Here is a 14,773-nt window from a genome sequence, read left to right as displayed (position 1 = left end):
TATATAGTCATTATTTAATAAATCAGAATTTTATATAAGGATTCAATATGCATATATAAATTATATTGATATTATTTTATATCGTGAGAATATAATGTTAAGAGAATAACATGAAACACGTAATATTGTCTGTAAGATAAATAAATTTAAACATATTTTTTCTTATTATTTCTTAGTTTTTAATCAGGTAATAAATTTATGGTTGTGGAGATTTTATTTAGTTCTCATATAGTGGGCTTAGTATAGATTCCGTTATAAATTTGAATACTTAAAGAATAAGTCTATAAAACAGAGTTAACTACTAAACTTCTATGCTCACACAGGAAGGCATGATATATGTTGAATCAGGTAAATATATATCATCGTAAATGATATATATTGTTCACTACGATATAAAATATTCAGAGAACCCTTACTATTTCAGAGGGTAATACTGACATAATTCCGGGTAAAAGTCCAAATTCAACACATATTTAAATCAATTAAAACGCAATAGAAAAGAAGAGGTAATCGATATTTTTTATCTCTGACTACTTCTCAAATGCCTTTAAATATAATGACAATTCCAGGGTATTAGCAAAGGTAACTTTATAGATATGATTTTCCAATATAGGCCTTCTTTTTAAGGTATACAGAGAGTAGAGAGGAACTATAATCCAATTCCCATTTATAATATTCCATAAAGTAGCTTTTCTACTCCTATCCTTCTGGATTTTACTATGAATCTTTTTATAAGGAATATTTAATTCCATAAAAGCACTAACATCCTGTATATTCCTAATAATTCATACTAAGGATGCTTGTAAGATATAGTATTTACAGAATATTTATTTTATTATTTTGCTATACCCTGTTTAATTTTAAGGTGTAATTTAGCACTATTAATTAGTCTATAATATTATCGGTATTATACATGGAGATATCCATCTTCTTTGCTGCCAGTTTTTGAGATGATGACTTTAATAAGTTATCTTTAAATCCTGTAGATGCAAACTGGGGCAAAACTTCTGTACTAAAAGCTTCTGCCGCTTTGGAACGATAACGGTTAGGGTTATAAATTAGCCATAAATTTCTTTCAATGTTTACATCCTCAATATGAGTAGAATGTAGTATACCCATTTGTAATTCCTTAATTATAGCGGTATTAGAAACAAACGCTGCTCCTAACCCGGCTTGTACAGCATTTTTAATAGCTTCAATAGAATTTAATTCCATTTCTATTTTGAATCTTCTGGTATCGATATTTGCCATTACCAGTACATGTTCGATAACCTTACGGATAGTTGATTGGGAGTCTAAAGTAATGAATTGTAACTTATATAAATCTTCTTTATTGATTTTGTCTAATTTGGCTAAGGGATGAGAAATGGGTAAAATCAGGACTAATTCATCTTCAGAATAAGGAACTATCTCCAAGTATTCTATTAGCTCTGCAGGTACTTCTCCCCCGATAATTGCTATATCTACTTGCCCATTAACCACGCTCCAAGCAGTACGTCTAGTAGAGTGAACATGAAGCTGAACAGCCACATCTGGATATTTCTGCCGGAATATCCCAATCATTCTGGGTAAAAGATAGGTACCAGTAGTTTGAGAAGCACCAATAATTAAAGTACCTCCTTGAAGATTTTGTAAATCTTCCAATGCCCGACAGGTTTCTTGACAAAGACTAAGTATTTTTTCTCCATAACTTAAAAGTAAATGTCCTGCTTCTGTAAGTTGAGCACGTCTCCCTCCGCGATCGAACAGAGGTACATCTAATTGCCGTTCCAGATTTTGTATTTGTAAACTGACGGCAGGTTGGGATACGTACAAACTATCAGCAGCACGTTTAAAGCTTCCTTCTGCTGCAATAGCTTTCAGAATACGTAACTGGTCTAAAGTAAATGGAAGGTCAGACATAAGGTTCAACCTCAGTGTGTGAAAGGAGGAACGTTGGCAGTTAGCCAATTATTTATCATTGTCTCAATCAGATTAATTTATTGAATGTCCAAATTGGAGGCTTAATGAATATCTCCCTATAGATGCTTTGTGGTATTGATGATACGTAGTTAAGCCTTCTTTAAATTATTTTATTTGTATATATGATTTTGCCATCTTGGTTAACCAACAGTCACTTTGTAATATTGGGTTTGCAGTTAATATTTGTGATCATCCACAGTGGTGGAGCTGCATTACGTCCATGGGCGGAGAAAAATATTGGCCATAGACTTTATAGGTTTCTTTTCGCATTGGCCAGTTTGCCACTAGCAGCAATGTTAATCATCTACTTTTTTAATCATCGTTATGATGGTGTTCAACTTTGGCAAGTTCAAGCATGGCCAGGAATGGTTTATTTTGTGTGGTTTCTATCTGCAGTTTCCTTTTTCTTTTTGTATCCAGCTACATTCAATCTACTAGAAATTGCCGCTATTACCAAACCCCAAGTTCATCTTTACACAACCGGAATAATTCGTATTACCCGTCATCCCCAAATGGTAGGTCAGATAATTTGGTGTATTGCTCATACACTATGGTTGGGTACTAGTTTTACTGTGGTCACATCCGTTGGTCTAGTATTACATCACATCTTTGGGGTATGGCATGGTGATTGCCGTTTAACTTGGCGTTATGGTTCCACCTTTGAGAAAATAAAGCAGAATACTAGTATTATTCCATTTGCTGCGATTCTTGATGGTAGACAAACCATAAAGTGGCAAGAGTTTATACGTCCCGCTTATATAGGAGTCGCAATGTTTGTCCTGTTTCTATGGTGGTCTCATCCCTTACTAATACAAACCACTAGTAGATTTGAGCTATTTCTTACAATCATACTAGTAAATATTATTTGACTTCACACCAATAAACTAGGAAAACTAACCGTATCCGAATCAATGTAGAATAGGACTAATTAACCAGTGATAAATTAAAACATATGGGATTAATGTATCACTGGTTATTTGGTAGCCAGCTCATGAGACCATTTGGCATTATATGTATTAGTTAGGTAGCTAATACATATTACTTTAGTTAATAACCAATTCATGTATGAAAACCAGATTATTCTAGAATTATGATAGTGTTGTTAGTTAATAAGTAAATATTTAACCAAAAAAATTTACAATCCAATATTCCTGTGCTAGTTGATTTTAGAGCATTTTAGTGTAGCTTATATCGTATTATTTATTCCCTACTTCTACAATTCCATAATTATGGCAAAGATATGAAAATAGTTTGTATTAATGCTGATGAAAATTTTAAATCGTCTAATATTTATAGGATAAAATCCTTACAAACTTTGATTTTGATCAACAATGTAGGTGTAAGTCACTGCTTGAAAGGATTTTTGAGTCTAGGAGACATACATCTAGCACTTAAGCATATTCAAAAAACTGTAGGGAAACCCCTGTAGCATATATAAATAATGAATTTGACTTGGATTAGTGCTAGTCTGCCTAGTAGAATTTTAGGGAAAAATTGCGTGTTTCTTAATTATAACTACAATCAAACAAAAACATACAATAAATAACAAGTAGATAACGGCAACATCAAATCCCACGTAGACATATTTCTTTATTAGGTTATTTGATGTGCTTAAGACTATATGCACGATATAATAGTTGAAACACATACAGTTGAAAAGCTAAAAGTAGGCAGGAAAAGGACTATTAGGAATTATTTCAAACTGTCGATGATATACTGGGACTGCTAAGTGGTACTATATCAATGGAACTTAGACCTGTTAAGTCTCGCTAGAAATTCACTAGGAGAAAATTGTTACATTGACTTGACTTAATCAATTGAAATTACTCTCGTATGTTTATTAATACTGTTCCTAAAACAATTGCATTGAGTCATTCCTGTCAGGGGGCCCGGAATCATAAGACCTTTCAAATATTTTTGACTTGGGAATAAGTAAACACAATTCTAGGAAAAACACAGAGAATCTAGTACCCCTTAAACAACCCAGAATACCCTGTAACTTTGATTTATGAGTTTCAGGTCCCAACAAATTTTGAGTAAGGTTTAAAGAACCTTAAGATCCGGATTCAAGTTGCTAGTGGATAAAGGGGGTTTCAATAATATTCTTATCTCAATGATCAGATGTTGTCTTCCTTGAACCATTCCCCTATTTTCACGATAACTCCACTCAGTTTGGGAAATCTGTTAGTGGGGAGTAGTCATAATTTTAACTAATAGGAAGGAGTATTGAACATTCCCCACAGTTAAAACCTAATGGAATTCTTCTCTGTACTTCCAAAAGTACTGTGTGAAGAAAGACTACTGGAGTTGTAAACTTACGGGTTATAGTCATCATAATCTCCGGCAACTAAACATAAATGGAAATCAAACATTGAACTACAAACTATGAACTATTCTTAACCTGGAAATATTGCGAATTTGGTTGATCTTATCTAGTGATATCACAATTAGGGAAAGACAACTTTTACTTACACAAACTATTCTGATATGACTGCTACAGTTCTTAAATAATTAGTGAAAAAATTTCAAAGTAGACATTGTAGTGATGGAAGTAATCTATGAGTATGCCTGGCTGATTCCAGTATTGCCCCTTATGGGAGCAATGATAGTCGGTCTTGGGTTAATTTCTTTTAATCAAGTGACAAACAGCTTGCGGCAGTTAAATGCAGTATTGATTATCTCCCTCATGGGTGGGGCAATGGTTCTTTCAGGGGCCTTATTTTGGAGCCAAATTCAAGGATTTCCAACCTATACCCGTGTTTTTGAGTGGGCGGCAGCTGGAAATTTTCACCTAAGTATGGGCTACACAATTGACCACTTGACGGCCATGATGCTGGTAATTGTGACAACTGTAGCTTTCCTAGTCATGGTTTACACTGATGGCTACATGGCTCATGACCCTGGATATGTAAGGTTTTACTCATATCTGAGTTTGTTTGGTTCTTCCATGCTGGGTTTAGTGTTGAGTTCCAACCTTGTCCAGATTTATGTTTTCTGGGAATTAGTGGGTATGTGCTCTTACTTGCTAGTTGGGTTTTGGTATGACCGCAAATCAGCAGCGGATGCTTGCCAGAAGGCGTTTGTCACCAACCGAGTAGGTGATTTTGGTTTGCTACTAGGTATTCTGGGCTTGTTCTGGGCGACAGGTAGTTTTGAATTTGATGTTATGGGTGACCGCCTAGCTCAACTGGTTGACACTGGCTCACTGAGCTATTCTCTGGCAGTAATATTTGCAGTTTTGGTATTTCTTGGTCCAGTTGCCAAGTCAGCACAGTTTCCCCTACATGTGTGGTTACCAGATGCCATGGAAGGTCCAACACCTATTTCAGCTTTGATCCATGCAGCAACTATGGTAGCAGCAGGGGTGTTTTTAATTGCCCGGATGTATCCGGTATTTTTATGCTTACCAGCAACGATGAATATCATTGCTTGGACAGGCGCATTAACCGCATTTTTAGGGGCAACTATTGCTATAACCCAAAATGATATCAAAAAGGGTTTAGCCTACTCTACTATTTCCCAACTGGGTTATATGGTAATGGCAATGGGAACAGGTGCTTATACTGCTGGTTTATTTCACTTAATGACTCATGCCTACTTTAAGGCGATGCTTTTCCTCGGTTCCGGTTCAGTAATTCACGGCGTGGAAGAGGTTGTTGGTCATGACCCTTTATTAGCTCAGGATATGCGGTTAATGGGTGGCCTGCGAAAATATATGCCCATAACATCTATTACCTTTCTAATTGGTTGTTTAGCAATTTCCGGGATTCCCCCCTTTGCTGGCTTCTGGTCAAAAGATGAGGTTTTGGGTGCAGCTTTTCAGGCTAATCACTTGCTTTGGTTTATTGGCTGGTTAACTGCGGGTATTACTGCTTTTTATATGTTCAGAATCTATTTCTCCACATTTGAGGGCAAGTTCCGAGGTAACGATAAAGAAATTCAGCAGAGTATTAAACAAGCAGCAAACACTTTTGTTTTATCATCAGAATCTGAAAGACTAACACCAGATTATAATCCAGGAGTAATAGAACAGGGTAAAATTTCTGGTGAACACCATAATTCTCATGAACATAGGGATTATCCCCATGAATCTCCATGGACAATGACAATTCCCTTGGCAATTCTTGCAATTCCTTCAATTTTGATTGGTTTAGTCGGTACTCCCTTTGGAAACTACTTTGAGCAGTTTATTTTTGCTCCTAATGAGACGTCGGCAGAAGTTGTGGAAAAGGCAGCTGAAGTAGACCTGAATGGATTTTATATTATGGCTGGAGGTTCTGTAGCTATTTCTGTTGCAGGAATTACCTTGGCCGCTTTGATGTATCTATTAGGCCAAATTAAACCAGCTATTATTGCTAGTAAAATTAAGCCCCTTTACAACTTATCCCTCAATAAGTGGTACTTTGACGATATTTACCATAGTATATTTGTCATGGGTTTGCGCCGTCTTGCCAGACAAGTTCTGGAAGTCGACTTCCGAGTGGTAGATGGTGCAGTTAACTTAACGGGCTTTTTCACTTTAGTTAGTGGTGAAGGACTAAAATATTTAGAAAATGGTCGTGCTCAGTTCTATGCTCTGATTGTTTTTGGAGCTATCTTAAGTTTAGTGATTCTATTTGGCGTGACTTAGTACAATGGGGTAAGGAAAAAATCAAGGAGGATAATAGTCATTAATTGTTTCTTAAATCACTTTCCTACTCCTCACCCTAGTGTCTGGTAATAATTTTTTCAATTCAATTTTTCTGAGTATTTAAAAATGCAGGATGAAGTTTGCTCGCTTCATCTTTTTATTTTTGTTAAAAGAACATAACAATAACGTTCAAATCCCTCAAAAACTGTTAGTTAATAAGCTAGTAGCTGATAGCCGAAAATTATTGTTTATAGATTCCCAATAACTCTCATGAATACAGCTAATTTTCCCTGGCTAACAACAATCATTTTATTACCAGTAGCTGCATCATTACTAATTCCCATAATTCCGGATAAAGATGGTAAGGCTGTACGTTGGTACTCCTTAATAGTGGGATTGGTTGATTTTGCAATTATTGTTGTTGCCTTTTATACTGAGTATGACTTTTCTAGCTCCGATTTGCAACTAGTGGAGAGTTATCCATGGATTCCGCAATTGGATTTGAATTGGTCTGTAGGGGTAGATGGTCTGTCTATGCCTTTAGTAATTTTGACTGGATTCATTACCACTCTGGCAGTTCTTGCAGCTTGGCCTGTCACACTTAAGCCGAAGCTATTTTATTTTTTGATATTGGCAATGTATGGTGGACAGATTGCTGTATTTGCCGTCCAGGATATGTTGCTATTTTTCCTAGTGTGGGAACTAGAATTGATCCCGGTGTATTTACTTTTAGCTATTTGGGGTGGTAAAAAGCGACATTATGCTGCCACTAAGTTTATTTTGTATACGGCTGGTGGTTCTTTATTTATACTGGTAGCTGCTCTAACAATGGCATTTTATGGTGATACGGTCACATTTGATATGCGATCACTTAGCCTTAAGGATTATGCCCTTAACTTACAAATATTGCTATATGTGGCTTTCTTTATTGCCTATGCTGTCAAATTGCCGATTATACCTCTCCATACTTGGCTACCAGACGCTCATGGGGAGGCTACCGCACCTGTACATATGTTGCTGGCAGGTATTCTTTTGAAAATGGGTGGTTATGCTTTAATTCGTATGAATGCGGAGATACTACCCGAAGCACATGCTTATTTTGCCCCTGTATTAATTGTTTTGGGAGTAGTGAATATTATTTATGCTGCCCTAACATCTTTTGCTCAGCGTAACCTCAAACGTAAAATAGCTTACTCCTCTATCTCTCATATGGGTTTCGTCACCATTGGTATTGCGTCCTTTACCGATTTAGGTATGAGTGGAGCAGTATTGCAGATGATTTCTCACGGTTTAATTGGAGCTAGTTTATTCTTTTTAGTGGGTGCAACATATGACCGTACACATACTCTAATGTTAGATGAAATGGGTGGTGTAGGTAAACGGATGAGGAAGATTTTTGCTATGTTTACTACTTGTTCTATGGCTTCTTTAGCTTTACCAGGTATGAGTGGTTTTGTAGCAGAATTAATGATATTTGTAGGTTTTGCTACTAGTGATGCCTATAATTCAACTTTTAGGGTAATTGTTATATTTTTGATGGCCGTTGGGGTAATTTTGACTCCCATTTATCTGTTGTCAATGTTACGAGAGATTTTTTATGGGGATGAGAATAAAGAACTAGTGGCTAATCAGAAACTTATCGATGCTGAACCACGCGAAGTATTTATTATTGCCTGCCTGCTAATACCAATTATTGGAATTGGTTTATATCCAAAAATTTTGACTCAAGTCTATGATTCTAAAACTGTACAACTAACAGCTAGATTACGTGCTGCTGTACCTAGCTTAGCGCAGCAAAAGACAACTGCCGTTTCCATGAGTGCACCAAGTCTTGAAAGTTAGATTATTGATTTTAAGGATTGCCAAATCTAAATAATCACAAACATACTGCGGGTGCATAGCCCGCAGTATGTTTATGGAAATACCTAATATAATTTACTACAGTTATAAAACTGCACTTAAAGAAATGAAATACACAGTTTATGATGTGAATACTGAATTTGTAACTGGATTAATTACAATGATTTTCCTAATATCATAACTACTAAAAAAATCATTAATGCATACCCAGATTTGCAATAAACTTGATCATCCTATTCCCAGCAAAATAATAACTATCTGAATGGTCACAGATTAACTCAACCATTTAATTCCCTTACAATCACCACATAAGCTTGACAATTTGAGGATGAAATATTATTATTATTCTTCTTAATTAAAAAATAAGTAAAATCCATAAATTCATTAAAGCCCATAAATCTAGTGATTATATGAGTAGTTGAAGTTTTAGAACACTATTAATATTGAATTTATGGATATTCCCTTATAAATGATGATGTTATATCCTCTATTAAGCACTTAAGGCAACCAACATGGGGAGAATATTTTCGTCAATTATCATACTATTGATCATTACAAACTTTATTGTTTTCCCTATCCATAGTGATTTACATACCTTAAAATTGCTCAGAAACATCTGTGTCATCATCTATTTCTGCATCCAATCTTGCTGAAAAAAACCGCTCCATCATTATATCTATGGCATGAGAATTCAATCCACTATTTCTACATTCCTTTATGGGATTAGAGAGAGGAATCAAGCTTAAACGCGTACTTTCTTGCACCAAATCAAAACATGTTTGTGACTCTGGAGACTGATGAAGTTCTAAGTAATCAAAACTACAAATATTCAAATACAAAGTGTGATTTACAACCAGGGTAGAACGATTAGGATGTGCAAAGACTTCAATAATATCTCCTTTTCCCTCACTTTGTACTTGGTCATTTAGGGTATAGATGTAGCGTACTTGGCTTAAATCACTTAGTAATTGCTGGATATCATGTTTATTAATAACCATGCCAGTATCAACAATGCAAGGGGCCGGTATTTTAGTATTAGGTAGATGATTAGTCATAATTTAAATCCCTTTGCTCTCAAAGATGAGGTGCAATACATCCAGTAGACTACTACTTATTTTACAACTTATATTAACACCCGATTCTGTAATTATTCGTTATCGATAGGGTGATCACCCTATCGATAATAACAAAGGTATTATTTTAATAATGGTATTATTTAGGATTCAACTTAATATTTTTTTAACTCAATCCAAGGAATTAAAATTTTTTTCTTCCTTTGTAACTATTTTTAATAGTTTATAAGCATAAAAAATTCTTATCGGAAAATAATCTTCTATATCATCAATATTAATTTAAACTTTTGAAAATACTTTTCGGGTTTAGGCTGGAAGATAAAACTTCATAATCAATTACACAGTAAAGTGCTAATAGTAGTAATGCACTCAAGAGTCGATTACAATTTTATCTGAAAATTGCTTCTATAAATAAACGATAAAATATTAAAATAGTTAATAAAATATGAGTTTTTAGGGATAATTATTAGATACAAAAAAACGATATACTAGTCAAACAAGAGAGTAGTAGCTTAAACTTCAAGAGAAAATAAATAAACTCAATATAATGAATATTTCAGGGGATCAAACATCATCATAAATAAATATAATTAGGGGAAATAATAAAAAAGGCACGGATAAATAGCAAGGATAAATAGAATAGAAAATGTACCGAAACAAAACTTGGAAAAATAAATAAGAAGTCCAAGAAAAATTTGGATTTGACTTGATCGATTGGATAAAACTTTAAACTCAGAGATACCAATTTGTAATTTCTGTATAAAAGATACTATTCAGTATTAAGCTAATCTAGCTTAAAATATGATGATTGGCATATTTATTATAATTAACAATAAAAATTACTTTTATTTGCAGTTATAATAGGTATATTTAGACAAACTATTATTAATATTAAATGCAATCAGGTTATAATTACATATAAGAATATAGGTATTTCCAATATTATATGAATAATTATAGATACTATTTGGTATAGTGTAAAATACACTCTATACCAAATAGTATGAAATCAAATTTGACGTGAGAAATTTAATAACCATAGATAAATAATACGGATTCTTAGTAGTCTAAAATAATGGATTCAGATTACCCAGTATGATAATCTATATTTAAGAAAATCCTTGATGGTTAGTTGATGCGAGAAATAATTTTAGGTTTTTGTAAATCCTAGATTTTACCTTACTGGGGAAAACTGAAACTCATTTCTATATAAACATAATTCAATTTTAGGTTAAAGCCATATGGACCACAATTATTTCAGATGCTTTTAGTAGGAAGAATAAAATACATTGTCAAAATTCAGTAGAAATTTCAGATATATTTATAATTTGTCATTTTAGAAAAAAATACTGATATAGTGTCGATAAATAAGTAGCTATATCAGTATTTTTTTATTTTGTATAGATTAAATTCTTAATTTATACAAAATGTTTATTGGTTTTATCAGTGTGTGTATGGGTTGTAAATCAAAGTAGAACCTGCTTTCATTCGTGGATTAGTAGGTTTAAAAGAGAGACAAATAAATTTACTTGTTTGCTATTAGCATAAAGCCCTATAATAGCTGCAATATTTAAATTTGCTACGAGTGCAGATGTAGTCTGAACATTTATTTAGCAAAGCAAATATCACATTTAGCAGTTATTCACAAAAGTTAAAGCTAATGGTGGCTATTTTTTACTTGAAATCATGCTATTTAAAAGTACTACTAACTTATTTGCGACTTTTATATCAAAACTTATCACTATCAATAGTGCCATATTTTATAGAGTCAAACTATTAAAATAAATATTAATCACAATGTATGGCCTTATTTGGTTAAAAATTTAATTTATAACCCATGCTCATAAATATGACTAAAAACTATCGTTGGTTTCAGAAAATATATTTAAATTTGATTTCTAGTATTGTTTTTTATACTTCTATTCCCTTACCTTATATTAGTGGACTAGATTTTACTGGGGTTTCTCGCCTAGTAACATTAATAGGTTTACTAATTGGTGGAATATTAGGAATTTTTGATTTTCTGATTGCTAGTATAGGAATGCCAATATTAACCCGTAGTGCTTTAGTCGTAATTGTTTGGATTATAATTACTGGGGGTTTGCATTTAGATGGAGCAATGGATACAGCAGATGGTTTAGCCGCTCCTGATGCCAAGCAACGATTACAAGTTATGGCTGATAGTAGAATAGGTGCTTTTGGAACTATGGCGGGATTGGCTGTAATATTGCTTAAAACTGTGGCATTAGTAGATATACAAAATTATAGATGGCTAGTATTGATGGCTGCTTGTGGATGGGGACGGTGGGGACAACAGATGGCAATTGTTTGTTATCCATATCTAAAACCTACAGGTAAAGGATATTTCCATAAAAAAGCCCTAGGGCCTTATATAAATTTATTGCCAGGATTATTCTCACTGATAGTTTTCATTACTTTAGCAACTATTCGATATAGGGTAAATTTATACTTTTTTATGGGTATCTTATTAATAGGGATAATCATAGCAATTAGTACATCAGCTTGGTTTAATTACAAAATAGGTGGACATACAGGAGATACATATGGTGCAGTTGTTGAGTGGACAGAAGCCTTATTCCTGTGTGCTTTGGCAATATTCTGAAACTTTAGTATGGGTTAACCTAGGTAAATATTTTCACCAACAAAATCAAATAAATAATGGGCCATCTGCAATTTACTGCAGAGGGGTACTTTCTGCTGATTGCCTTTTTTATCGATTAAAATACCTTGGTTATTATCATTTCCAAAACCACTTTCAGTTCTGTCTATAGGATTAGCAACAATCAAATCTAGGTTTTTTCTACGTAATTTCTCTAGTGCTGGAGTGATAATATCCCCTGTCTGGGCAGCAAAACCAATTAATTTTTGATTGGGTTTTTTATGGTATGCCAAGTCTGCAAGTATATCTGGAACTCTTACTAGCGGTAAACTCGTAGGTAGTAATTGTTTAGGTAATTTTTCTGTGCTATGATCCCTTGGTTTAACATCAGCTACAGCTGCAGACATAATAATTACATCTGCATTGGGTAAATGCCGCAACATTTCTTGATGCATTTGTTCTGCACTAACTACAAGAACAGTTTGTATTCCTAAAGGTTGTTCCCAGATAACTTCACCATGGACTAGTATGACCTTAGCTCCCCGGTGTATTGCCGCTCTTGCAATAGCTATACCCATTTTTCCCGTGGAGGGATTACCAATAAATCTTACTGGATCCATAAATTCACGAGTTTTCCCAGCACTGATCAGAATAGTTTTACCTATTAAATCCTGTTTCCCTTTGGTATGTAATAAAGATTGAATATGACTGATAATGTCTACTGGTTCTGCCATTCTCCCTGCTCCTACGTGATCACATGCTAGTAACCCAGATGCAATTTCTGTGCTGTGAAAACGCTCATAGGATAGTAAATTTTGCCAATTATTCTTTACTATTTGTTGTCCCCACATATTTGTATTCATCGCTGGTACTAATAGTACAGGACAGGTGGATGCTAACACTGTATTTGTCAATAAATTGTCAGCTATTCCATGAGTTAATTTACCCAAAGTGTTAGCTGTAAGGGGTGCAATTAAACATAAATCAGCCCATTCTCCCAATTTAATATGTAGAGGAGGAGAATTATTTGGTTGCCAGAAATTTTTATCTGTATAAACAGGATGACGAGATAGGGTGGCAAAAGTCAGGGGCATAATAAACTTCTGCGCAGCATTAGTCATAATTACCCGCAATTCCACCCCCATCTTAAATAGGGTAGATACAACCTCACAAATTTTGTAGGCAGCAATCCCTCCACCAACAGCTACTATCACCCTATGGGGTCGAATGTTAACGCTTTCCGATATTGTGCCAGAATATGGCTGCATTATTAATTCAGAATTCAGTAGATTAGAATTTTAATCAGTAAAAATCAACCCAAAACCCTTAGGCTTCATCGTATGCTTCTAAATCTAGTAAATATACATAAGATTCAACCAGCTCTGGACGTTGAAATGCGATTGCACGGAGCAAATGCCAGTCATTCAAACTTTCAAAAGCATTACTATAATTATCCTGTTCCAGACGTGTAGCTAATTTTTCTACATCCTGCTCAGTCATAGTTGCAATTTCTTTTCGGGAAATACTTAAAGTAGTCATTATTTTTGCCCATCCCAATAGCTGCATTTAAATCCGGCAAGGGGTTGATTGCGTTTTCCGCATCTACCCAGTACATTCTACTCATTTTAGGATGTTACTTTTGCTGTACTTCCACAGCAATTGTACCAGAATGTTTATATATTCTGTGACATTGTTTCTTGAACCGCAGAAATTACGAAGTTCTGGAATAACTTCAGCATTGATGGTCTGATTTCATGCCCCATATCAAATTCATGGTATTCAACTGCAACTCCCAAAGATTGTAGCGTTACTTTTGCTTGAATTGCTGCTGCAAGTGGTACAACTTCATCTTGTTTTCCATGCATAATTAAAGCTTTTAGTAAAGTATTAGAAACTTCCTGTTTCAATAAACCTGGATGTAAGTATCCACTCATAGATACTAAACCAGCTAATGGTAACTTTAATCCTAAATCTAAAGTCATTGCGCCACCTTGGGAAAAACCACTCAAAATGGTTTGTGATAGAGGAACCCCGGTACTACTTGCAAGAGAAAGTAAAAAATCCTGGAGTAATTGACGACTTTCTGTTAGTCCATCATACATATTTTCCGGCTGCAAATTATACCATTGTTTACCCGTTGGAGAAGAAGCATAAGAAAAAGGTGCATTCGGAAAGATAAATTGACAATTCGGCAATTGGAAAAAGCGGAATAGAGAAGCCACATCATCTGCATTTGAACCCCAGCCATGTAAGCAAACGATTAAAATCGATGGTTTTTTATTAGATGTAGAGGGGAGAATATCGATATATTTCAAAGACAATGATTTTACCCTAAAATACTACTTTGTGTTATTTGTATCTGCAACAGCGGCAGCAAAAATAGCTGATAACTAGATTTCAGAGAATGCTTGAAAAGTTATCAAAAGCAATAAATAAATTGTACTAACTATCAATACTCTATAAACTAACTAAAAGTATACTCTATAAATCAGAACTTTTTAAGTAATACAAAATTACCGATTTATTTAGAACTTAAAACTAACTTGAATAATCCAAATATTAAAAATACCATCTTAACTTAGCTAAAGCCTTACTTTAATACTTTGATTACTTATAGATTTCTCCAAA

At 34.3% G+C, this 14,773-nt stretch carries 9 protein-coding genes; 4 read left to right on the top strand and 5 right to left on the bottom strand.

Annotated elements, in window-relative coordinates; translation table 11 throughout:
* Positions 1-885: 885 nt before the first annotated feature.
* Positions 886-1,902 carry a LysR family transcriptional regulator gene (locus RINTHH_RS09585; protein WP_008235893.1) on the bottom strand — a complete coding sequence of 339 codons (1,017 nt, stop codon included), beginning with the start codon at positions 1,900-1,902 and terminating at the stop codon, positions 886-888.
* 182 nt (positions 1,903-2,084) lie between these two features.
* Here RINTHH_RS09585 and RINTHH_RS09580 point away from each other — a divergent pair, with 182 nt between their 5' ends.
* The 3 genes from RINTHH_RS09580 to RINTHH_RS09565 all read left to right on the top strand — a co-directional run bounded on the left by RINTHH_RS09580 (position 2,085) and on the right by RINTHH_RS09565 (position 8,434).
* Positions 2,085-2,831 carry an NnrU family protein gene (locus RINTHH_RS09580; protein ID WP_008235891.1) on the top strand — a complete coding sequence of 249 codons (747 nt, stop codon included), beginning with the start codon at positions 2,085-2,087 and terminating at the stop codon, positions 2,829-2,831.
* A gap of 1,676 nt (positions 2,832-4,507) precedes the next feature.
* The gene (locus RINTHH_RS09570) at positions 4,508-6,592 is read left to right on the top strand and encodes an NAD(P)H-quinone oxidoreductase subunit 5 (RefSeq protein ID WP_008235886.1); all 2,085 of its coding nucleotides are present in this window, start codon (positions 4,508-4,510) and stop codon (positions 6,590-6,592) included.
* 270 nt (positions 6,593-6,862) lie between these two features.
* The gene (locus tag RINTHH_RS09565; protein WP_008235883.1) at positions 6,863-8,434 is read left to right on the top strand and encodes an NAD(P)H-quinone oxidoreductase subunit 4; all 1,572 of its coding nucleotides are present in this window, start codon (positions 6,863-6,865) and stop codon (positions 8,432-8,434) included.
* A 614-nt stretch (positions 8,435-9,048) separates the two neighbouring features.
* On the opposite strand, the gene RINTHH_RS09560 is transcribed toward RINTHH_RS09565, so the two are convergent.
* Positions 9,049-9,507, bottom strand: coding sequence for a hypothetical protein (locus RINTHH_RS09560; protein ID WP_008235877.1), 459 nt, complete (start codon positions 9,505-9,507; stop codon positions 9,049-9,051).
* A gap of 1,867 nt (positions 9,508-11,374) precedes the next feature.
* On the opposite strand from RINTHH_RS09560, the gene cobS reads away from it, so the two are divergent.
* Positions 11,375-12,148, top strand: coding sequence for an adenosylcobinamide-GDP ribazoletransferase (gene cobS, locus RINTHH_RS09555; protein WP_044304993.1), 774 nt, complete (start codon positions 11,375-11,377; stop codon positions 12,146-12,148).
* A 14-nt stretch (positions 12,149-12,162) separates the two neighbouring features.
* Here the strand turns inward: cobS and coaBC are convergent, their stop codons facing one another.
* The 3 genes from coaBC to RINTHH_RS09540 form a co-directional block, all read right to left on the bottom strand.
* The gene (gene coaBC, locus RINTHH_RS09550) at positions 12,163-13,413 is read right to left on the bottom strand and encodes a bifunctional phosphopantothenoylcysteine decarboxylase/phosphopantothenate--cysteine ligase CoaBC (protein WP_008235874.1); all 1,251 of its coding nucleotides are present in this window, start codon (positions 13,411-13,413) and stop codon (positions 12,163-12,165) included.
* 58 nt (positions 13,414-13,471) lie between these two features.
* Positions 13,472-13,684, bottom strand: a complete 213-nt coding sequence (gene isiD, locus RINTHH_RS09545; protein WP_008229427.1) for a protein IsiD — start codon at positions 13,682-13,684, stop codon at positions 13,472-13,474.
* A gap of 134 nt (positions 13,685-13,818) precedes the next feature.
* Positions 13,819-14,466 (bottom strand): alpha/beta hydrolase, encoded by a 648-nt coding sequence (locus tag RINTHH_RS09540; RefSeq protein ID WP_008235869.1) that lies wholly within the window; start codon positions 14,464-14,466, stop codon positions 13,819-13,821.
* Positions 14,467-14,773: the final 307 nt, after the last annotated feature.

It is taken from the genome of Richelia intracellularis HH01, from assembly GCF_000350105.1.
In the GTDB taxonomy this organism is placed as follows: Bacteria; Cyanobacteriota; Cyanobacteriia; order Cyanobacteriales; family Nostocaceae; genus Richelia; species Richelia intracellularis.
Note: the sequence above shows the minus strand (reverse complement) of the source record. Positions and strands in the feature narration are given on the sequence as shown.

Bases quoted from the DNA above. Each gene is read 5' to 3' on its own strand.
- isiD (WP_008229427.1), bottom strand. From the start codon at position 13,684: ATGACTACTTTAAGTATTTCCCGAAAAGAAATTGCAACTATGACTGAG.
- RINTHH_RS09585 (WP_008235893.1), bottom strand. From the start codon at position 1,902: ATGTCTGACCTTCCATTTACTTTAGACCAGTTACGTATTCTGAAAGCT.
- RINTHH_RS09560 (WP_008235877.1), bottom strand. From the start codon at position 9,507: ATGACTAATCATCTACCTAATACTAAAATACCGGCCCCTTGCATTGTT.
- RINTHH_RS09570 (WP_008235886.1), top strand. From the start codon at position 4,508: ATGGAAGTAATCTATGAGTATGCCTGGCTGATTCCAGTATTGCCCCTT.
- coaBC (WP_008235874.1), bottom strand. From the start codon at position 13,413: ATGCAGCCATATTCTGGCACAATATCGGAAAGCGTTAACATTCGACCC.
- RINTHH_RS09565 (WP_008235883.1), top strand. From the start codon at position 6,863: ATGAATACAGCTAATTTTCCCTGGCTAACAACAATCATTTTATTACCA.
- RINTHH_RS09580 (WP_008235891.1), top strand. From the start codon at position 2,085: ATGATTTTGCCATCTTGGTTAACCAACAGTCACTTTGTAATATTGGGT.
- cobS (WP_044304993.1), top strand. From the start codon at position 11,375: ATGACTAAAAACTATCGTTGGTTTCAGAAAATATATTTAAATTTGATT.